The sequence below is a fragment of the Streptomyces sp. NPDC029151 genome, assembly GCF_055564315.1.
In genome coordinates this window covers 796661-815905 of sequence record NZ_JBVHWQ010000002.1, presented here as the reverse complement: position 1 = coordinate 815905, position 19245 = coordinate 796661, and the positions used below count along the sequence as shown (strand labels likewise).

The 19245-nt window shown below is 70.9% G+C and carries 18 protein-coding genes; 7 read left to right on the top strand and 11 right to left on the bottom strand.

The features are described 5' to 3' along the window. The first annotated feature begins 223 nt into the window (after positions 1 to 223). Together ACZ4VF_RS11460 and ACZ4VF_RS11455 are read left to right on the top strand one after the other, a co-directional pair. Positions 224 to 424 carry a hypothetical protein gene (locus tag ACZ4VF_RS11460; protein WP_467925068.1) on the top strand — a complete coding sequence of 67 codons (201 nt, stop codon included), beginning with the start codon at positions 224 to 226 and terminating at the stop codon, positions 422 to 424. A gap of 195 nt (positions 425 to 619) precedes the next feature. Next, the gene (locus ACZ4VF_RS11455; protein WP_467925066.1) at positions 620 to 1273 is read left to right on the top strand and encodes a DUF4360 domain-containing protein; all 654 of its coding nucleotides are present in this window, start codon (positions 620 to 622) and stop codon (positions 1271 to 1273) included. A 192-nt stretch (positions 1274 to 1465) separates the two neighbouring features. Here the strand turns inward: ACZ4VF_RS11455 and ACZ4VF_RS11450 are convergent, their stop codons facing one another. Then, positions 1466 to 1939, bottom strand: a complete 474-nt coding sequence (locus tag ACZ4VF_RS11450; RefSeq protein WP_467925064.1) for a DUF7878 domain-containing protein — start codon at positions 1937 to 1939, stop codon at positions 1466 to 1468. Between the two features lie 200 nt (positions 1940 to 2139). Here ACZ4VF_RS11450 and ctaD point away from each other — a divergent pair, with 200 nt between their 5' ends. Together ctaD and ACZ4VF_RS11440 are read left to right on the top strand one after the other, a co-directional pair. Then, complete coding sequence (gene ctaD / locus ACZ4VF_RS11445) at positions 2140 to 3864, top strand: aa3-type cytochrome oxidase subunit I (RefSeq protein WP_467925062.1); 1725 nt, start codon at positions 2140 to 2142, stop codon at positions 3862 to 3864. Beyond that, positions 3861 to 4217 (top strand): cytochrome C oxidase subunit I, encoded by a 357-nt coding sequence (locus ACZ4VF_RS11440; RefSeq protein ID WP_467925060.1) that lies wholly within the window; start codon positions 3861 to 3863, stop codon positions 4215 to 4217. The genes ctaD and ACZ4VF_RS11440 overlap by 4 nt, the downstream gene beginning before the upstream one ends. 43 nt (positions 4218 to 4260) lie before the next feature. Here ACZ4VF_RS11440 and ACZ4VF_RS11435 read toward each other — a convergent pair whose 3' ends face one another. The 8 genes from ACZ4VF_RS11435 to ACZ4VF_RS11400 form a co-directional block, all read right to left on the bottom strand. Next, a complete protein-coding gene (locus ACZ4VF_RS11435) occupies positions 4261 to 6006 on the bottom strand; it encodes a pyridoxal phosphate-dependent aminotransferase (RefSeq protein ID WP_467925058.1) in 1746 nt (581 codons plus the stop codon). A 102-nt stretch (positions 6007 to 6108) separates the two neighbouring features. Further along, the gene (locus tag ACZ4VF_RS11430; RefSeq protein WP_467925056.1) at positions 6109 to 7269 is read right to left on the bottom strand and encodes an aldose epimerase family protein; all 1161 of its coding nucleotides are present in this window, start codon (positions 7267 to 7269) and stop codon (positions 6109 to 6111) included. Positions 7270 to 7295: 26 nt separating this feature from the next. Further along, complete coding sequence (gene mmsB, locus ACZ4VF_RS11425) at positions 7296 to 8540, bottom strand: multiple monosaccharide ABC transporter permease (protein WP_467925054.1); 1245 nt, start codon at positions 8538 to 8540, stop codon at positions 7296 to 7298. Then, positions 8537 to 10087, bottom strand: a complete 1551-nt coding sequence (gene mmsA, locus ACZ4VF_RS11420) for a multiple monosaccharide ABC transporter ATP-binding protein (RefSeq protein ID WP_467925052.1) — start codon at positions 10085 to 10087, stop codon at positions 8537 to 8539. Before mmsA ends, mmsB begins: the two co-directional genes overlap by 4 nt. Positions 10088 to 10121: 34 nt before the next feature. Further along, positions 10122 to 11231, bottom strand: a complete 1110-nt coding sequence (gene chvE / locus ACZ4VF_RS11415) for a multiple monosaccharide ABC transporter substrate-binding protein (RefSeq protein ID WP_467925050.1) — start codon at positions 11229 to 11231, stop codon at positions 10122 to 10124. 37 nt (positions 11232 to 11268) lie between these two features. Beyond that, on the bottom strand, positions 11269 to 12237 hold the full coding sequence (locus ACZ4VF_RS11410; RefSeq protein WP_467925048.1) for a hypothetical protein: 969 nt from the start codon (positions 12235 to 12237) through the stop codon (positions 11269 to 11271). 123 nt (positions 12238 to 12360) lie between these two features. Then, positions 12361 to 13365, bottom strand: coding sequence for a zinc-dependent alcohol dehydrogenase (locus ACZ4VF_RS11405; RefSeq protein WP_467925046.1), 1005 nt, complete (start codon positions 13363 to 13365; stop codon positions 12361 to 12363). After that, positions 13362 to 14525 (bottom strand): mandelate racemase/muconate lactonizing enzyme family protein, encoded by a 1164-nt coding sequence (locus tag ACZ4VF_RS11400; RefSeq protein ID WP_467925044.1) that lies wholly within the window; start codon positions 14523 to 14525, stop codon positions 13362 to 13364. The genes ACZ4VF_RS11405 and ACZ4VF_RS11400 overlap by 4 nt, the downstream gene beginning before the upstream one ends. A gap of 201 nt (positions 14526 to 14726) precedes the next feature. On the opposite strand from ACZ4VF_RS11400, the gene ACZ4VF_RS11395 reads away from it, so the two are divergent. Both ACZ4VF_RS11395 and ACZ4VF_RS11390 read left to right on the top strand, forming a co-directional pair. Then, positions 14727 to 15584: an SCO2400 family protein gene (locus ACZ4VF_RS11395; RefSeq protein WP_467925042.1), complete on the top strand. Its 858-nt coding sequence runs from the start codon at positions 14727 to 14729 to the stop codon at positions 15582 to 15584. A gap of 298 nt (positions 15585 to 15882) precedes the next feature. Further along, positions 15883 to 17043, top strand: a complete 1161-nt coding sequence (locus ACZ4VF_RS11390) for a serine hydrolase domain-containing protein (RefSeq protein WP_467925040.1) — start codon at positions 15883 to 15885, stop codon at positions 17041 to 17043. Positions 17044 to 17179: 136 nt separating this feature from the next. Here ACZ4VF_RS11390 and ACZ4VF_RS11385 read toward each other — a convergent pair whose 3' ends face one another. Together ACZ4VF_RS11385 and ACZ4VF_RS11380 are read right to left on the bottom strand one after the other, a co-directional pair. Continuing rightward, positions 17180 to 17599: an organic hydroperoxide resistance protein gene (locus ACZ4VF_RS11385; protein ID WP_467925038.1), complete on the bottom strand. Its 420-nt coding sequence runs from the start codon at positions 17597 to 17599 to the stop codon at positions 17180 to 17182. A gap of 94 nt (positions 17600 to 17693) precedes the next feature. Next, the gene (locus ACZ4VF_RS11380; protein ID WP_467925621.1) at positions 17694 to 18692 is read right to left on the bottom strand and encodes an NADP-dependent oxidoreductase; all 999 of its coding nucleotides are present in this window, start codon (positions 18690 to 18692) and stop codon (positions 17694 to 17696) included. Between the two features lie 89 nt (positions 18693 to 18781). Here ACZ4VF_RS11380 and ACZ4VF_RS11375 point away from each other — a divergent pair, with 89 nt between their 5' ends. Next, positions 18782 to 19219, top strand: coding sequence for a MarR family winged helix-turn-helix transcriptional regulator (locus tag ACZ4VF_RS11375; RefSeq protein WP_467925036.1), 438 nt, complete (start codon positions 18782 to 18784; stop codon positions 19217 to 19219). The last annotated feature ends 26 nt before the right edge of the window (positions 19220 to 19245 follow it).

Here is a 19245-nt window from a genome sequence, read left to right as displayed (position 1 = left end):
CCGCGACGGACCCCTGGGGGTCTCGGCACGCGGGCGGATCACGCGGTACGGGCGGTACCGGAGCTGGCCGTACGGCAGGGTAACGGCCCGGTGAAGGCAGAGGAAATCGCCACCCGCCCGGCCGCCCCGGCGCCTCGGCGGCGCCCTGTGGGCGGGCGTCCGCCGCTGGTCCACCCGGGGGACGGGAAGGTTTCCCCCGGGGGCCTCGGTCGTTGGTAAGGCCATGATCAAGAAGCTCACCTGCGTCACCGTCCTGGCCGCCGCCCTGCTGGCCGCCGCCCCCGCCGCCGAGGCCGCCCAGCGCCCCGCCCCGCCCACCGCCGTCCCCGGCGGCGCCCTCCTGAACGGACTCCTCGGCTCCCTCGAAGTGGGCCACCCGGTCACGTCGCTGCGCACGCTGCTCCCCACGCGGCTCCAGGGCTGACCGGACGGAACACGTCCAACAGGGCGATTCCGGGCGGGCCGTGAATGGCCGGAGTTCACTCTCCCGGCCCCGGGCGGGGGTCCCTACGCTACCCACGCCTCCACCCCGGCTTCACAGGTGACGCACAAGTCTTTCACCTTTGAACCGACTTCGGGCGGAGGCGGCACCCCCCCACTCGACAACCGGGAGAAACCCATGGCCGGTGGACTCCTCATGGGCGGCGCAGTGGCCGCCCTGCTCACCACCGCAGTAGCGCCCGCCCAGGGCTCGTCCCCCTTCGACGACCCGCCCCCCGACAAGATCGTCATCGACGTCGCCACGGTGAACGGCTCGGGCTGTCCCGCCGGGACGGCCGCCGTGGCGGTGTCACCGGACAACACGGCGTTCACGGTCACGTACAGCGCCTACCTGGCCCAGGCCGGCGGCAACTCCGACCCCACGGCCTTCCGCAAGAACTGCCAGCTCAACCTGGTGGTCCACGTCCCCCAGGGCTTCACCTACGCGATAGCCAGCGCCGACTACCGGGGCTTCGCCTCACTCCAGCGGGGCGCCACCGCCACGCAGAAGGCCTCGTACTACTTCCAGGGCTCGTCCCAGACGGTCCCCAGGACCCACCCGTACAACGGCCCCTACAACGACGACTGGCAGGCCACCGACTCCACGGACTGGGCCCAGCTGGTCTGGGCGCCCTGCGGGGTCCTCCGCAACTTCAACATCAACACCGAACTCCGCGTGAACGCGGGCACCGCGACCCCCGACAAGGTCAGCTTCATGACGATGGACTCGACGGACGGGGACATCAGCACGGTGTACCACCTGGCGTGGAAGGAGTGCCGCCCGGCTTCCTGAGCCGGGAAGACCGCGGGCCGCTCGCGCGAGGCGAGCGGCCCGACGGCCGCTTCCCGGCGTGGTCGAAGGCCGGCCAGGCGGTGGGGGAGAGGGCGAGCCTCGGGCCTCGCCGCCACGGCGTCGTCCGGTGGACCGCCATCAGGGCGGTCCGCACCGATCCGGCGGACAACGGCGGCACCCCGAAGCCCGGCGTCAACCCGCTGAACCGGTCGACGGGCCGGCCGGTGGCGTACTGAGCCGGGGGACCAGCGCCGGATCGGCACCGAGGGCCGCGACCCCCTCCCGGACGGCGTCCGTGAACCGCGTCAGCTCCGCCGCCAGGACCTCCCGGGCGACCGGCGTGCTCCACTCGTCCGGCTCCGACACCGAGCCGATCCGCCAGCCCCCGGCCGACTCCTCGATCCGTACCACGCCGGGCTCCGCGAAGGACATCGAGTCGAAGCGGAAGCCGCCCGGCACCTCCTGCCCCAGCCAGCCGGCCAGATCCCGCGCCAGCTCGGCGACCGGGAACTCCTGCGCCGCGAACACCACCCGCCCGCCGTCCCGGACGGTGAGATCCGCCTCCAGGTCCACCAGCAGCTCGTGCACGGACGCCGTCGCGGGCGTCACGCCGCGCCTCGGCAGGTCCGAGGTGTTCAGGTTCTCGTACGTCACCGTCACCGACATCGGGCGAACCTACCAAGCGCACCGGGGCACCGGGGCACCGGGAGGACGGGCCGGTCCGCTGCTCCGAACGGGTGCATCCGTCATCCCAATGGCCGTGCCTCGGCCGCTCAGGGCCTCCCCGCCGCCGTCGCGCGGCCAGGATGGCGGGTGACCGGCGCCATGGCGTGGCCGGACGGCGAGCATCGGGAGACGGACGACCTGTGAGCATCCTCAACGAACCCCAGGACGGGGCGACGGCAGCCGAGGACTCGTACGAGAACGAGCTGCCGCTCCGGCGCAAACAGCCCGGCAACGTCGTGGTGAGGTGGTTGACGACCACCGACCACAAGACGATCGGCACGCTGTACCTGTCGACGTCGTTCGGGTTCTTCCTGCTCGGTGGTGTGCTGGCGCTGATCATCCGGGCCGAGCTGGCCCGCCCCGGCCTGCAGCTGATCTCGAACGAGCAGTACAACCAGATGTTCACGATGCACGGCACCGTGATGCTGCTGATGTTCGCCACCCCGCTGTTCGCCGGGTTCACGAACTGGATCATGCCGCTCCAGATCGGCGCCCCGGACGTCGCCTTCCCCCGACTGAACATGTTCGCCTACTGGCTCTACCTCTTCGGCTCGCTCATCGCCGTCGGCGGCTTCCTCACCCCCGAGGGCGCGGCCGACTTCGGCTGGTTCGCGTACACGCCCCTGTCGGACGCGATCCGCAGCCCCCAGCTCGGCGCCAACCTGTGGATCCTGGGCCTGGCCTTCTCCGGCTTCGGCACCATCCTCGGCGCCGTCAACTTCATCACCACGATCATCTGCATGCGCGCCCCCGGCATGACCATGTTCCGCCTGCCGATCTTCACCTGGAACGTGCTGCTGACCGCCGTCCTGGTCCTGTTCGCCTTCCCGGTCCTGGCCGCCGCCCTGTTCGCCCTCGCGGCGGACCGCATCTTCGGCGCCCATGTGTACGACGCGGCCAACGGCGGCCCGATCCTGTGGCAGCACCTCTTCTGGTTCTTCGGCCATCCGGAGGTGTACATCATCGCCCTGCCGTTCTTCGGCATCGTCACCGAGATCTTCCCGGTGTTCTCCCGGAAGCCGATCTTCGGCTACATGGGCCTGGTGGCGGCCACGATCGCGATCGCCGGTCTGTCCGTCACGGTGTGGGCACACCACATGTTCGTCACCGGCGCCGTACTGCTGCCGTTCTTCTCCTTCATGACCTTCCTGATCGCGGTTCCGACCGGTGTGAAGTTCTTCAACTGGATCGGCACGATGTGGAAGGGGAGCGTCTCCTTCGAGACGCCGATGCTGTGGGCGACCGGATTCCTCGTGACGTTCCTCTTCGGCGGCCTGACCGGCATCATCCTGGCCTCGCCGCCCATGGACTTCCACGTCTCCGACAGCTACTTCGTGGTGGCCCACTTCCACTACGTGGTCTTCGGCACGGTCGTCTTCGCGATGTTCGCCGGCTTCCACTTCTGGTGGCCCAAGTTCACGGGCAAGATGCTGGACGAGCGCCTCGGCAAGATCACCTTCTGGACGCTGTTCGTCGGCTTCCACGGCACCTTCCTGGTCCAGCACTGGCTGGGCGCCGAGGGCATGCCCCGCCGGTACGCCGACTACCTGGCGGCCGACGGCTTCACCGCGCTGAACACGGTCTCGACCATCAGCTCCTTCCTGCTCGGCCTGTCGATGCTGCCCTTCCTCTACAACGTGTGGAAGACGGCCAAGTACGGCACTCCGGTCCGCCTGGACGACCCGTGGGGCTACGGCCGCTCCCTGGAGTGGGCGACCTCCTGCCCGCCGCCGCGGCACAACTTCCTCACCCTGCCGCGGATCCGCAGCGAGTCCCCCGCGTTCGACCTGCACCACCCGGACATCGCCCTGCGGGAGCAGGAGGCCCACGCGCTGCCGGGCACGGGCGGCCGGGGCCTGGAATGAGCGGTCTGCCCCAGCAGGGGGCCGACGCCGGCGGCGACCTCGGCAACGAGGTGGAGGGCTATCTGCTGTGGCAGGCCCGGATCGCCGAGGCGGAGCGACGGGCCCGGGAGTTCACCGGCCCCCTGGACTGGATGACGACGGCCCAGCGCGAGCAGGTCGAACAGCACTACGTCGCCGACAGCCTGCAGCGGGCCAAGGCCGACCTCGAACGCATCGCGGCCCGCTGCGTCTCCCTGCGCGCCGAGTACGAACAGCGCTACCAGGAGCTGCGCCGCCGCTGCCTGGGCGTCGCCCTGGCGGTGTGCGCCGGCCTCACCACCGCCATGGCCGCGCTGCTGCTGCTCCTCCTGTGACGCCCGGCCCTCATGCCCCGGAGGACCGTGCGGCGGTACAGCCTCAGCCCGCCGCCTGAGCCGCACCCGCCGCGTCGGGCCAGCTCTGCGCGTTGGGCCAGCCCGTCGCGGGCGCCGGGGTCAGGCCGGCCGCGGGGGCGGGGGCCGTCATCCCGCGGACCTGGGCCGCGGTGAGCCCGCCACGGGCCGGAACACCGGGCGGAGTGGGCGCGAGGGCCACCGCGGGGGCGGCCGGGACGGGCGCGGGGGCCATCGCGGCGGGCGTGAGCGAGGCGGGAGCCATCGCCGCGGGGGCGATCGGCGGGGGCGCGAGCGGCGCGGGAGCCATCGGTGCGGGCGCCGGGGCCATCGGGGCGGGAGCGGGCGCCTGAGCCGGCGCGGGAACCGGGGGCGGTGCGGGGATCGGTGTGAACGCCGGCTGCGGTGCGGGTGCGGGCGTGGGTGTGGGAACCGGGGCCGGGGCCGGCAGTGGCTGGGCTGCCGCCGGCATCGGCATCCCGCCGCCGGCCGGTGCGACCGCGGCGGGGAGCGGCATGCCGGTGCCGGCGGCCGGAGCGGGGCCGGCCGGTGTCAGCCGCATCCCGGCCCCGTTGGTCTCGCTGACCAGCCGGTCGACCGCCGCCGTACCCGAGCTGTAGCTGGTCCCGGTGCCCGGCCCGGGTACGGCGGCTCCCCTCCCGGACCCGTAGAGCACCTGTTCCAGGCCGGACACCAGGCGACGCACGTCGACCTGGGGGCGCACCACGAGCCGCAGGAAGCGGCTGGAGGATCCGATCTTGTTGCCGCACTCACGGACCAGGATCCGGTGCTCGGTGAGCATCCGGTCCCGCACCACCGTGCCCTCGGCGCCCACGGGCAGGCGCACGAACAGGAAGTTGCCCTGGGAGGGGTAGACGGTGAGGCCGGGGAGCGCGGAGAGGTGGCTGGCCATCTCCAGCCGGTCGCGGCGGACCTGCTGGAGGCTCTGCGCGTACGCGGAGCCGTGCTCCTTCAGCATGAACACCACGTGCTCGGCGAAGGAGTTGAGGTTCCACTTCGGCAGCATCGAGCGGATCCTGCCCGCGAGCGCCGGGTTGGCGACGAGGTAGCCGAAGCGGATGCCGTGCAGGCCGAAGTTCTTGCCGAGGCTGCGCAGGACGATCACGTTGGGCCGGAGCACGGCCTCCTGCACGACGCTCGGCTCGGCCTCCGCGTCGGCGAACTCCAGGAACGACTCGTCGACCACGACCAGGTCCAGGTCCGCCATGGCGTCCATGAACTGCACCACCTGCTGCCGGCGCAGATAGCCGCCGTCGGGGTTGTTCGGGTTGCAGACCACGGCCACCCGGGTGCCCCGGCTGCGGATGAACTCGGCGTACTGGGCGAGGTCCAGGCCGAAGCCGTTCGCCTCCTGGAGCGGGAACATGTCGACCCGCTTGCCGGTCTCCATCGGCTGGTCGGTCCAGCGGCCGAAGGTGGGGACCGGTACCGCCAGGGACTCACGGACCAGCAGGTGGTCGATCCAGGTGATCAGCTCCGTGGAGCCGTTGCCCATCGCCACGCACTGCGGCGGGAGCCGGAGCAGGTCGCACAGCTCCGCGGTGATGGTGTCGGCGCCGCTGGGGTAGTACGTGACGATCTCGCGCAGCCGGACGGCCATCTCCTCGAACATGGCGGGAGTGGGGAAGTACGGGTTGCACGGGATGCAGAAGTCCACCGGGCCCGACCCGTCGCTCTCCCGCGTCAGCGCCGCCATCGAAGGGCTGTGCGCGGCGGTGTTGCGGAACAACGAGGTGACGTTGTCAGGCAAGGGAACCTCCGTCGAAGGGTGGCCCGTGCGGGGGAGCACGGGCCGCCCTTCGATACGGAGGAGGCCCCGGTGGTGTTCAACTCGTGCGGCGTGTGAGCCGGTTCACTGCCCGAAGGTGTGGACGGTCGTCGTCCGGTACGTCCGCCCCGGCCTGAGCACCGTCGACGGGAAGGCCGCGTGGTTCGGCGAGTCCGGGAAGTGCTGCGTCTCCAGGCACAGCGCGTCGCCCTGCCGGTAGGTGCGGCCGCCGCTGCCGGTGAGCGTCCCGTCGAGGAAGTTGCCGGAGTAGAACTGCAGGCCCGGCTCGTTGGTGGCGATCTTCAGGGTGCGGCCGGAGCGCGGGTCGCGCAGGGTCGCGACGTGCTCGGGGCGGGCCGTGATCCCCTTGTCCAGGACCCAGTTGTGGTCGTATCCCTTGGCCTGCACCTGCTGCTCGTGGCCGGCCCGGATGTCCCGGCCGATCGGCTTGGCGTGCCGGAAGTCGAACGGGGTGCCCGCCACCTTCGCCAGCTCCCCGGTGGGGATCAGCCCGGAGTCGGTGGGGGTGTAGCGGGCGGCGGCGATCGTGAGTTCGTGGTCCTCGATCGTGCCGCTGCCCTCGCCGGCCAGGTTCCAGTAGACGTGACTGGTGAGGTTGACGACGGTGGCCTTGTCGGTGGTGGCCTCGTAGTCGATGCGCCAGTCGCCGTGCCGGGTCAGGGTGTACGTCACCTTCGTCCGCAGCGTGCCCGGGTAGCCCATCTCCCCGTCCACGCTGGTGTAGTGCAGGTGCAGGCCGACGTCGGTGCCCTTGGCGAACGGCTCCACGTCCCACACGTGCTTGTCGAAGCCCTTCGCGCCGCCGTGCAGGCTGTTCTCGCCGTCGTTCACGGAGAGCTGGTACGCCGTGCCGTCCAGCGTGAACCGCCCCTTGCCGATGCGGTTGCCGTACCGGCCGATCAGCGCGCCGAAGTACGGGCTCTTCGCGACGTAGTCGGCGAGGTCGCCGAAACCGGCGACCACGTTGGCGTACCGGCCGTGCCGGTCGGGGACCTCCAGGGTCTGGACGATGCCGCCGTAGGACAGCACCTTCAGCCGGGTGCCGCCGTTCTCCAGCGACCAGCGGTACACCTTCGTGCCGTCGGCGAGGGTGCCGAAGACCTCCTTCACCGGCTTGCGCCGTCCCGGACCGGTGGCGGCCCCGGCGCTGCCCGTGCCGAGGGCGGTGGCGGCGAGGCCCGCCGCGGCTGCTCCCGCGATGACCGTGCGTCTGTTCAGTTCCATGGTGCGGCTCCGTGTTGTCTGGGCGCTTACGAACCGGACTTGCGCTTGTTCCACACGTCGAACCCGACCGCCACCAGCAGGGCGAGGCCCTTGATGACCTGCTGCCAGTCGGTGCCGACGCTGAGGAGGTTCATGCCGTTGTTCAGCACGCCGAGGACGAGACCGCCGATGATGGCGCCGAGGACGGTGCCGACACCGCCGCTCATGGAGGCGCCCCCGATGAACGAGGAGGCGATCGCCTCCAGTTCGAAGTTGACGCCCGCCTTCGGCGAGGCCGCGTTCAGCCGGGCGGCTACCACCATGCCCGCCAGGGCCGCGAGCACGCCCATGTTCAGGAAGACGTAAAAGGTGACCTTCTTGTCCTTCACACCGGACAGCTTGGCCGCCGGCAGGTTGCCGCCGATCGCGTAGATGTGCCGGCCGAAGACCGCGTTGCGCATGACGTAGCCGTAGCCGACGACCAGCGCGCCGAGGATGATCAGCACGATCGGGGCGCCCTTGTAGCTGGCGAGCAGCAGGGTGAGGACGAGGATCGCGGCGACCAGCGCGGTCAGCTTCAGCAGGAACAGCCGGGCGGGCAGCACGTCCAGGGAGAACTCCTGCTGGCGGCGGCGGTCCCGGAACTCCTGCCACACCACGGCGGCGATCAGGACGAGCCCGAGCAGCAGGGTGAGGTTGTGGTAGTTGGTGTTCGGGCCGGTCTCCGGCAGGAAGCCGTTGCCGAGCTTCTGCAGTCCGTCGGGGAACGGGCCGAGGGTCTGGCCCTTGAGGAGGATCTCGGTGAGGCCGCGGAAGAGCAGCATCCCGGCCAGGGTGACGATGAAGGACGGTATGCCGAGGTAGGCGATCAGGTAGCCCTGGACCGAGCCGGCCGCGGCGCCCACCAGCAGGCACAGCACCAGCGCGACGGGCCAGGACACGCCGTGCTGCACGGTCAGGACGGCCGCGAAGGCGCCGACGAACGCGGTGAGCGAGCCGACCGACAGGTCGATGTGCCCGGCGATGATCACCAGCATCATGCCGATCGCGAGGATCAGGATGTAGCTGTTCTGGAGCACCAGGTTGGAGACGTTGCGCGGCAGCAGCAGGTCCCCGTCGGTCCAGATCGCGAAGAGGACCACGATCAGGCCGAGCGCGAGCAGCATGCCGTACTGGCGCATGTTGCGGCGCAGGCCGGCCAGCACCAGGCCGAGCAGTCCCCCGTCGGCGGCCGGTCCGCTCCTGCCCGGCGGCGCGGGGGCCGGGCTCTTGGCGGTCACATCCGTGCTCATCGCGTTACCTCTTTGTCCTTCGTCATATGGCGCATCAGCACTTCCTGCGTGGCCTCGGCCCGCGGCACCTCACCGGTCAGCCGCCCGGCGGCCATCGTGTAGATGCGGTCGCACATGCCGAGCAGTTCGGGAAGCTCGGAGGAGATGAAGACGACCGCCTTGCCCTGGGCGGCGAGCTGGTCGATGACTGTGTAGATCTCGTACTTAGCGCCCACGTCGATGCCGCGGGTCGGTTCGTCGAGGATCAGCACGTCCGGACCGGCGAAGATCCACTTGCTGAGGACGACCTTCTGCTGGTTGCCGCCGGAGAGCTTGCCCACCGGCTCGAAGACCGTGGGCGCCTTGATGTTCATGGACTTCCGGAAGCCCTCGGCGACCTGCCGTTCCTCGTGTTCGTCCACCACGCCCCGCCGGGCGACCTTGCCGAGCGCGGTCAGCGAGATGTTCCGGTTGATGGTGTCGATGAGGTTCAGGCCGTAGTGCTTGCGGTCCTCGGTGACGTACGCGATGCCGTGCCCGATCGCCTCCGCCACGGTCTTCGTACGGATCTCCGTGCCGTCCTTCAGGACGGTGCCGGCCGCGTACCGGCCGTAGGTCCGCCCGAAGACGCTCATCGCGAGCTCGGTGCGGCCCGCGCCCATCAGGCCCGCTATGCCCACGATCTCCCCGCGGCGCACGGTCAGCGACACGTCGTCCACGACCTTGCGCTGCTGGTCGATCGGGTGGAACACGGTCCAGCCGCGGATCTCCAGCGCCGGCGCCGCCCCCTCCTCCGGCTGGTGCGGGCTGCGCTCGGGGAAGCGGTGGTCGAGGTCGCGGCCGACCATGCCGGCGATGATCCGCTCCTCGGTCGTCTCCGGCGCCTTCACGTCGAGGGTCTCGATGGACCGGCCGTCCCGGATGATCGTCACCGAGTCGGCGACCTTGCGGATCTCGTTGAGCTTGTGGGAGATGATGATCGAGGTGATGCCCTGGTTCTTCAGCTCCAGGATCAGGTCGAGGAGCTTGTCGCTGTCCTCGTCGTTCAGGGCCGCCGTCGGCTCGTCCAGGATCAGCAGTTTCACCTGCTTCGACAGCGCCTTGGCGATCTCCACCAGCTGCTGCTTGCCCACGCCGATGTCGGCGACCCGGGTCTCCGGGTGCTCGTCCAGACCGACCCGGCGCAGCAGCTCGGTGGCGTGGCGCAGGGTCTCGCGCCAGTTGACGAGTCCGCGCGTGGCGTGCTCGTTGCCGAGGAAGAGGTTCTCCGCGATGGACAGGTGCGGTACCAGCGCCAGTTCCTGGTGGATGATGACGATGCCGTGCTGCTCGCTCGCCCGGATGTCCTTGAACTGGCAGGTTTCTCCCTCGAAGAGGACGTCCCCCTCGTAACTGCCGTAGGAGTGGACGCCGGAGAGCACCTTCATCAGGGTGGACTTGCCGGCGCCGTTCTCCCCGCAGATGGCGTGGACCTCGCCCTGCCGGACGGTCAGGGTGACGTCCGACAGCGCTTTGACACCGGGAAAGGTCTTGACGATCGAGCGCATTTCCAGGACGGGTCCCGCCATGGTCGTGCCTTCCAATCCGTAGGAAATGGGCGGGTTACTTGAGGTCGCTCTCGGTGTAGTAACCCCCGTCGACGAGGACCTGCTGGTAGTTGGACTTGTCGACGCTCACCGGCTGGAGCAGGTAGGCGGGCACGACCTTGGTCCCGTTGTCGTAGGTCTTGGTGTCGTTGACCTGCGGCTTCTTGCCCTTGAGGGAGTCGTCCATCATCGAGGCGGCGACCTCGGCGAGCTTGCGGAGGTCCTTGTAGACGGTCTGCGTCTGCTGGCCGGCGATGATCGACTTCACGGAGGCCAGCTCGGCGTCCTGGCCGGTGATGACCGGCAGCGGCTTGCTGCCCGAGCCGTAGCCGTCCGACTTCAGCGCGGACAGGATGCCGATGGAGATGCCGTCGTACGGCGAGAGGACCGCGTCGACCCGGCCGGTCTTGTAGGACGAGGTGAGGATGTCCTCCATGCGCTTCTGCGCGGTGGTGCCGTCCCAGCGCAGGGTGACGACCTGGGGCAGCTTCGTCTGCCCGGACCTGACCACCAGCTGCTTCTTGTCGATGTACGGCTGGAGGACGCTCATGGCGCCGCCGAAGAAGTACTTGGTGTTGTTGTCGTCGTTGGAGCCCGCGAACAGCTCGATGTTGAACGGGCCCTTCCTGCCCTTGCTCAGCCCGAGCTTGTCGGCGATGTACCGGCCCTGGAGCTTGCCGACCTTCTCGTTGTCGAACGACGCGTAGTAGTCGACGTTCTTCGTGCCGAGGATCAGCCGGTCGTAGGAGACGACCGGGATGTGCGCGTCCGCGGCCTGCTGGAGCACGCTGTTCAGGGACTTGTTGTCGATGGCCGCGATCACCAGGCCCTTGACGCCCTGCGTGATCAGGTTCTCGATCTGGGAGACCTGCTGCTCGGGGTCGTCCTCGCCGTAGACCAGCTTGGTCTTGTAGCCCTTGGCCTGGAGGTCCTTGACGACGTTCTTGCCGTCGTTGATCCAGCGCTCGGAGGACTTGGTCGGCATGGCGATGCCGATGGTGGCGCCCTTGGTGTCGCCCGCCTTCTCCTTGCTGCCGCCCTCGCCGCTCTGGCCGCAGGCGGTGAGGGTGAGGGCGAGCGAGGCGGCTGTGGCCATGGCGGCGAGTGCGGCTCTGCGGTTGCGCATGGGGATCAGTCCTTGTTCTTCTCGTCGTGGAGAGGGGTCACGCGGTGACGGGGAAGCGGTGGAGCGTTCCGGGCGACCGGGAGCCGAGCGGCGCCATGTCGCCGTCCGCGCCGTGCCGGGCCAGCAGGTCCAGGGCGAGCCGGCCGCGCCGCACCCGCTCCCGGGCGGTGTCCAGGGTCACGTCCCTGAGGTGGGTGCCCCACGGGTAGATACCGGGGGCCTTGGACAGACCGAACTTCAGGTAGAGCGGTGCGCCGCGCCGGATCAGCTCGGCGACCTCGTACATCCGGACGTAGCCGCCGAGGTCGTCGGGTGCCTCGATGTACATGTCCATGGGGGCGCCGGAGACCCGGCGGATCTCGGTGAGGTGGTCCAGCGTCAGATCGCTGGGGACGTTGACGGAGTCGGCGCCGAGCCGCTCGTACACGGCGTACGAGGTCGGGTTGACCGGGCCGATGAGCGCGGAGACCTTCAGCGTGGTGTCGGCCGGGATGATCCCGGCCTCGCGGGCCCGGTGCAGGGTCCACAGCACGCCCTCGTCGGCGACGAGCAGGCACTTGACGCCCAGCTCGGTGGCCCGGACGGCGTCCTCGACGCAGCCGGCGACCGCGTCGTGGCCCCGGGCGCGCAGTCCGGCCCCCCGCGAGTCGGACCGCACCGAGCCGCCGATGTCCCAGGTGCCGCGCGGACCGGTGAACAGGCAGAGCTCGATGTCGCGTTCGCCGGTGGCGTCGACCATCTCGGTGATCTCGGCGTCGGTGAGCATCCACACGCCGCTGCCCTGGCTGATCCGGTGGATCGGCACATCGAGGCGGGAGGCCTCCTTGAGGACGACCGCCAGCGCTTCGGGACCCTCGCACGAGGGGATCTCGGTGCGCCAGCGGCCGCCGCCCGGGAAGGTGTGGGCGGAGGCGTCGGCGGGGTCGAGGGCGGGCGCGCCGAGGCCGAGCGCGGCGAGCGCCTGCTCGCCGGGCCTGCGGGCTGCCGGGACGGAAGCGTCGGTCACAAGCTGTCCTTAGGGTCCTGAGTGTTCGGTATTTCGGACAAGGTTCGCGGCTCGGGGTGCGGAAAAGCGCTGGGTGTACGCCGGTCGGGGCGCCGTCAGGTCACGCCCTGACCGGCGTACGGTTCAGGGGCGGAGCAGCACCTTGCCCACCGTGGGATCACCGGCCCCCACCAGCTCGATCGCCCGCGGGAACTCGGTCAGCGGCACCTCGTGCGTGACCAGCGGCAGGGGATCCAGCAGCCCGGCGCCGAACACCCGCACGGCGTGCGCCCAGGCCTCCGGCGGCGCCCCGAAGACGGTGTGCACCTCCAGCTGCCGTACGACGAGATCGGTCGGGTCCAGCCCGTCCGCGCCCGGCGCCGGGATCCCGGTGAGGACCAGGCGCCCGCCGCGCCGCAGCAGCGCGGCGGCGGTGCGGGCGGCGGAAGCCGATCCGGCGGTCTCGATCACCACGTCGAAGTCGTCGGGCAGCTGCTGGTCCTTCAGCCGGAAGTCGCTCGCCCCGAACCGCCGGGACAGCGCCTCCCGGTCGTTCCGCGTGCCCACGACCAGCAGCTCCGCCGGCGAGACCGCCTTCAGGAACTGCACGGCGAACATGCCCAGCGTGCCCGTGCCGACCACCGCGACCCGCTCGCCCGGCCGCGCGTTCGCCTTCAGCGCGGCGGCCGCGACGCAGGCGGCCGGCTCCAGCAGCGCGGCGGCGGTGAGGTCGGCGTCGTCCGGCAGGACGTGCAGCAGCCGGGCGGGCAGGGTGAGCGTGGCCGCCATCGCGCCGGGCTGGGTGAACCCGGTCTCCTCGTACCCGGCCGAGCACAGCGTGGTCTCGCCCGCGTGGCAGCGCTCGCACACCTGGCAGTTGCGGAAGCCCTCGCCGACGACCTTGCGGCCCACGAGCGGGCCGGGCACCCCGGCCCCCACCGCCGTGACCGTCCCCGACCACTCGTGCCCGGGCGTGAGCGGATATCGCACGTACCCGTCCGGCCGGTTGCCCTGGTACACCTCGCGGTCGCTGCCGCAGATGCCGGCCGCGTGCACCGCGACCAGCGCCTCGCCGGGACCGGGCTGCCGGGGCGTGTGAGCCTCGACCCGGTGCACCCCCGGCGCCTCGACCAGGACCTGGGAACTCACTTCGTGCCCTTCGGCTTGCGCTGCTCCCAGCCCTCGGCCCACAGGTCGAACCGGGCCTGCTGCTGCGGGAACTCCGCCGCCGCGTCGACGTCGAGCTCGACTCCGAGCCCGGGCGCGTCGGAGAGGTGGAAGCAGCCGTCCTCCGGGTTCACCTGCGGCGCGCCCTTGACCACCTTCTTGATCTCCGCGTCCGCGAAGTCGTTGAAGTGCTCAAGGATCTTGAAGTTCGGGGAGGTGAAGCCGACCTGGAGGGAGGCGGCGGTGAGCACCGAGCCGCCCACGTTGTGCGGGGCGACCAGCATGTAGTGCGTCTCCGCGGTGGCGGCCAGCTTCCGGGTCTCCCAGATGCCGCCGATGTGGCCGACGTCGGGCTGGATGATGTCCACGGACTGGCTGTCGAACAGCTCGCGGAACTCGATGCGGTCGTGGATGCGCTCACCGGTGGCCACCGGGACGTCCACCTTGGCGGCGACCTTCTCCAGCGCCTTCAGGTTCTCCGGCGGCACCGGCTCCTCCAGCCACGCGGGCTTGAAGGGGGCCATCTCCTTGGCCAGCCGGACGGCGGTGGCGGGGGAGAAGCGGCCGTGCATCTCCAGCATCAGCTCGGCCTCGGGACCGATGGCGTCCCGTACGGCCTCGATGAGCGAGACGGCGTACAGGGTCTGCTCGTGGTCCAGTTCGAAGTGCCCGGTGCCGAAGGGGTCGATCTTCAGCGCCCGGTAACCGCGCTCCATCACCCCCTGGGCGGCCTTGTGGTACGCCTCGGGCGTTCGCTCGGTCGTGTACCACCCGTTGGCGTACGCCTTGACCTTGTCGGTCACCTTCCCGCCGAGCAGCTGCCAGACCGGCACGCCCAGCGCCTTGCCCTTGATGTCCCAGCAGGCCATCTCGACGACCGCGATGCCGGACATGACGATCTCGCCGGCGCGGCCGTAGTCGCCGTACTTCATGCGGCGGACCAGGTCCTCGGCGGCGAACGGGTCGGAGCCGAGAATGTGGTTGGCCTCGGCCTCCTTGAGATAGCCGATCAGCGCGTCGGTGTGACCGAGCATCCGGGTCTCGCCGACTCCCGTGATCCCCTCGTCGGTGTGCACCTGGACGTAGGTCAGGTTGCGCCACGGCGTGCCGACCACGTGCGTGCTGATTCCGGTGATGCGCACGGCAGTTGCCCCTCAGCTGTTCGAGATTTCGTCACACGTTCGAAATGCTGGCGTGACAGTAAGGAGGGTGCGGCAGGGGTGTCAATGGGTCGAACAGGTAACAGTTTCGGCAAGGCTGCCGGGAAATCTTTCGACCCCGCACGAAACCTTCACAGCGGCGCCTGGAACCGTGTCCCGGGCGGACTCTAGTCTTCCCGCGTCATGGACTACTGCCCCCCGTGCCAACGGCACCTCAACGGCGCCCTGGCCTGCCCCGGGTGCGGAACACCGGCCGGCCGCCTCGCCGTCACCACGGCCGTGCCGGCCGTCCACGCGCACGGGTACGCGCAGGCGCCCGCGGGGTACGGGGGAGGGGCGTACGAGGCGCCGTACGCGCCGCCGCACGAGCCCTCCCACGGGCAGCCCTACGACGGGCCGCACGAGAACCCGGTCCGGCTGGAGGAGACCGCCGAGGACGGCCCCGGGGACGACGGCGAGGCCCCCGGCGACGACGCTCCCGCCGGCCGGCGCGCCGACCGTGCCGGGGCGAGCCGACGGGACCGCAAGGCCGCCGTGCACCGGCGCCGCCGTCGCCGTACCGTCCTGATCGCGGCCGGTTTCGTGCTCGCGGCCGGCGGACTGAGCCTCGCCGAACTCGGCACCGACGCCCCCTTCTCGCCGTTCTCCGGCGACACCCCGGCCCCGGCCGGGGACACCACCGCCGACGGCGGCGCCGCCTCCAGCGCGCCGGGCGGCACCACCGTCGACCCGGCCGGCGCCGGCTCCGCCGGCTCCCCGCGCCCGGGCGCCTCCGCCTCCGGATCCGCCTCAGGATCCGCCTCGGCTTCCGCGTCCGCCTCGGAGTCACCCCAGGGCAAGGACTCCGCCTCCCCCTCCGCCGGCGCGACCGGCGAGGCCCGGCAGTCGACCCCGGCCGGTTCCGGTACGGCCCCGGCGAGCCCCGCCGCCCCGCCCCCCGCCCGGCCCGCCACCCCCACCGCGGCCCCGACGACCTCCGCCCCCGCCCCCCAGCCGACGCCCACCAAGACCTGCGACCGCTTCCTGTGGTGGTGCACCTGAGTGCTGTGAGCGCTGTGAGTGCTCCGGACGCACCCGAGACGAGAACGCCCGGCCGCACACCGCCGCACACGCCTGGACCTGACTGCCCGTGACGGCATCCGGGTGTATCGGGAGCACACCCCGGCGCACCCGTGCCGCACCGTCCCACCGGCCATCCGGGGCATCCGTGACACCCGCGGGCCCTCACGGGGGTTGAGTCGAACAGGCACGTCTCGCCGTACCGGTTCGGGAACGCCCGAGGCCGGGACGGGTGTTGTGCCAGGTGGAGCAGCGAGCAGCGGATGGTCAAGGAGTGCGGATGACGCGGGAGATCACCGTCCAGGGCACGGTCGCCGAGGGCTTCGAGCCGGTGCGCGAGGAGTTCGCCGCCTTCGTCGCCGGCGAACGGGACGACTACGAGGGCCAGTTGTGCGCGTACGTCCACGGACGCAGAGTCGTGGACCTGTGGGCGGGCCCGGGAGTGACGGGTGACTCGCTGTACGCCCTGTACTCGGCCACGAAGGGCGCCGCGCACCTCGTCGCGGCGCTGCTCGTGCAGGAGGGCACGCTGGAGCTGGACCGCAAGGTCACGTACTACTGGCCGGAGTTCGCCGCCGAGGGCAAGGGCGCGCTGACCCTGCGGGACCTCCTCGCGCACCGCGCCGGGCTGGTCGGCACCGACACCGGCTTCACCCTCGCCGAACTGGCCGACGACCGGATGATCGCCGAGCGCCTCGCGGACCAGCGGCCCTTCTGGCGGCCGGGCACGGCCTTCGGCTACCACGCGCTGGTGATCGGCGCGCTGACCGGCGAGGTCGTCCGCCGGGCGACGGGCCGCACGCTCCAGGAGGTGTACGAGGAGCGGATCCGCGCCCCGCACGGCCTCGACCTGCACCTGGGGCTGCCGGCCGCGCACGAGCCCCGCTTCCGCACGGTCCAGCCGATGCTGCCCACCCCCGCGCAGCAGGCGCAGCTCGACGCCGTGCCGGGCGGCCCGCACACCCTCGTGTCGATCGCCTTCAACCGGCACGGCACGGACCCCACCGACCTGGAGGACCTGCCGAACGAGCGGCTGGTGCGCGCCAAGGGCCCGGCGTCGGTGGGCGGTGTGGGCTCGGCGCGCGGCCTGGCGGCCATGTACGCCGCCGTGATCGGCGAGGTGGACGGCAGGACCCCGCTGCTGAAGGAGGACACGCTGGCGGAGTTCGCCCAGATCCACTCCACGGGCTACGACCTCGTGGCCCGCGCCCACAAGTCCTTCGGTCTCGGCTTCCAGGCGACCGCCGACACCTGGCACCCCTTCCTGGGCGCCAAGACCGTCGGCCACAGCGGCGCGAGCGGCGTCCAGTCCTTCGCCGACCCGCACAGCGGGATCGCCTACGGCTACACGAGGCGGAGGTTCGCGTTCCCCGGCGGAGCGGCACCCGAGAACAACAGGTTCGCGGCCGCCGTCCAGCGGGCTGCCCTGGCGGCGTCCTGAAGGTGCGCGGGACGGCGCGAGCGACCGCCCGCGACCCGTACGCGACACCGCGCGGTCCCCGGCGTACGCCCCCGGACGGCAGAGCAGCCGCACCCCACGTCCAAGGATGCGGCTGCCGAGTAGGCAACGACGAAGGTCAGACCAGCGTCACGGTGATGTCGCCCCGAGTCGCCTTCGAGTAGGGGCACACCTGGTGCGCCTTCTCGACGAGGCTCCTCGCGGTCGCCGCGTCGACGTGGGGGATGCTCGCCGAGATCTCCACGATGATCCCGAAGCCGTCCTCGTTCTTGCCGATGCCGACCTTGGCCGTGACGGTGGAACCGGAGACGTCGGCGCCCTCCTGCCGGGCCACCACCCCCAGCGCCCCCTGGAAGCAGGCGCTGTACCCCGCGGCGAACAGCTGTTCCGGGTTGGTCCCGGACCCGCTGCCACCCATCTCCTTCGGCGGGTTGACGACGACGTCGAGTCGGCCGTCGTCCGTGGCGACCCGCCCGTCCCGGCCGTTCTCGGCGGTGGCGACGGCGGTGTACAGGACGTCGGACTGCGTGATGGGCATGCGGTTGTCTTCCTCCTCGGTCCGCCGCGACTCGCGCCCACGATCGCGACAGATTTCGGAAAGAAGTTACCGCATGCCGAAAATCTCGGGAACCCTAGAGCTTGACGACCATCTTGCCGACGTTGTCGCCGCGCAGGACCCCGAGGAACGCCTCCAGGTTGTTCTCGATGCCCTCGACCACGGTCTCCCGGTACTTCAGCGCGCCCGAGGCGACCCACGGCCCGACCTCCTGGACGAACTGCGGCTGCAGGTCGTAGTGGTCGCCGACCAGGAAGCCCTCGATCCGGCCGCGGGTCTGGATGAGGCGGGCGAGGTTCTTCGGGCCGGGAGCGGGCTCGGTGTTGTTGTAGACCGAGATCATGCCGCAGACCGCGATCCGGCCGCCCTCGTTCAGCGAGCCGATGGCGGCCTCCAGGTGGTCCCCGCCGACGCTGTCGAAGTAGACGTCGATGCCGTCGGGCGCCGCCTCGCGCAGCTGCTCGGCGACCGGGCCGTTCTTGTAGTTGAACGCGGCGTCGAAGCCGTACTCGTCCACCAGCAGCCTGACCTTCTCGTCGGAGCCGGCCGAGCCGATGACCCGGGAGGCGCCCTTGAGCTTGGCGATCTGGCCCACCTGGCTGCCCACGGCCCCGGCCGCACCGGACACGAAGACGGCGTCGCCCTCCTTGAAGGAGGCGGTGCGCAGCAGGCCGGCGTAGGCGGTCAGGCCGGTCATGCCGAGGACGCCCAGGTACGTCGACAGGGGGGCGGCCTGGGGGTCGACCTTGACGGCGTGCCGGGCGTCCACGGCCGCGTACTCGCGCCAGCCGAGGAAGTGCAGGACGTGGTCGCCGACGGCGATGCCCTCGGCGCGGGACTCGACCACCTCGCCGACCGCGCCGCCCTGCATGACCTTGCCCAGCTCGAAGGGGGCGACGTACGACTTCGCTTCACTCATCCGGCCACGCATGTACGGGTCGACGGAGAGGTACGTGTTCCGCACCAGCACCTGGCCCTCGCGCGGGGTCGGGACCGGTGCCTCGACCAGGGCGAAATCCTCGGGCTTGGGCCAGCCGACGGGACGGCTGAGCAGGTGCCACTCGCGGTTGATCATGACGGTGCCTTTCACGATTACTTCAGTACCTGAAACAACCATGCTCCTGAATATTTCAGTATGTCAAGTAACCGGGTATCCTGGCGGGTATGTCCACCCCATCGAAGAACCGTCGCCCCGACGCCCTCACCCTGGAAGTCGTGGAGCTGATCGGCGACGTCGTGGCCCGCTTCTACGCGGACTACGAGAAGGCGGCGGCCGAGCACTCGCTGACCGGCCCGCAGGCCAGGCTGCTCAGCCTGCTCTCGCTGGAGCCGCTGCCCATGCGCAAGCTGGCCCAGAAGCTCAAGTGCGAGCCGTCGAACGTGACCGGGATCGTGGACCGCCTGGAGCTGCGCGGACTGGTGGAGCGCCGCCCCGACCCGGCCGACCGCCGGGTGAAGGTGGCCGCGGCCACCGAGGAGGGCCGCCGCATGGCCCGGGACCTGCGCGAGAACCTCGACTTCGCGCGCGAACCGCTCGCCGCCCTGAGCGACGACGAACGCGGCTCCCTGCGCGACCTGCTCCGCCGCATGCTGGACGTCTGACCCCCCTCGTCCGGCGTCCCGCCCTG

Coding starts and splice junctions, on each gene's coding strand:
- ACZ4VF_RS11380 (WP_467925621.1), bottom strand. CDS start 18,692: ATGATCAACCGCGAGTGGCACCTGCTCAGCCGTCCCGTCGGCTGGCCC.
- mmsB (WP_467925054.1), bottom strand. CDS start 8,540: ATGAGCACGGATGTGACCGCCAAGAGCCCGGCCCCCGCGCCGCCGGGC.
- ACZ4VF_RS11450 (WP_467925064.1), bottom strand. CDS start 1,939: ATGTCGGTGACGGTGACGTACGAGAACCTGAACACCTCGGACCTGCCG.
- ACZ4VF_RS11430 (WP_467925056.1), bottom strand. CDS start 7,269: ATGGAACTGAACAGACGCACGGTCATCGCGGGAGCAGCCGCGGCGGGC.
- ACZ4VF_RS11395 (WP_467925042.1), top strand. CDS start 14,727: ATGGACTACTGCCCCCCGTGCCAACGGCACCTCAACGGCGCCCTGGCC.
- ACZ4VF_RS11460 (WP_467925068.1), top strand. CDS start 224: ATGATCAAGAAGCTCACCTGCGTCACCGTCCTGGCCGCCGCCCTGCTG.
- mmsA (WP_467925052.1), bottom strand. CDS start 10,087: ATGGCGGGACCCGTCCTGGAAATGCGCTCGATCGTCAAGACCTTTCCC.
- ACZ4VF_RS11440 (WP_467925060.1), top strand. CDS start 3,861: ATGAGCGGTCTGCCCCAGCAGGGGGCCGACGCCGGCGGCGACCTCGGC.
- ACZ4VF_RS11375 (WP_467925036.1), top strand. CDS start 18,782: ATGTCCACCCCATCGAAGAACCGTCGCCCCGACGCCCTCACCCTGGAA.
- chvE (WP_467925050.1), bottom strand. CDS start 11,231: ATGCGCAACCGCAGAGCCGCACTCGCCGCCATGGCCACAGCCGCCTCG.
- ACZ4VF_RS11385 (WP_467925038.1), bottom strand. CDS start 17,599: ATGCCCATCACGCAGTCCGACGTCCTGTACACCGCCGTCGCCACCGCC.
- ACZ4VF_RS11390 (WP_467925040.1), top strand. CDS start 15,883: ATGACGCGGGAGATCACCGTCCAGGGCACGGTCGCCGAGGGCTTCGAG.
- ACZ4VF_RS11455 (WP_467925066.1), top strand. CDS start 620: ATGGCCGGTGGACTCCTCATGGGCGGCGCAGTGGCCGCCCTGCTCACC.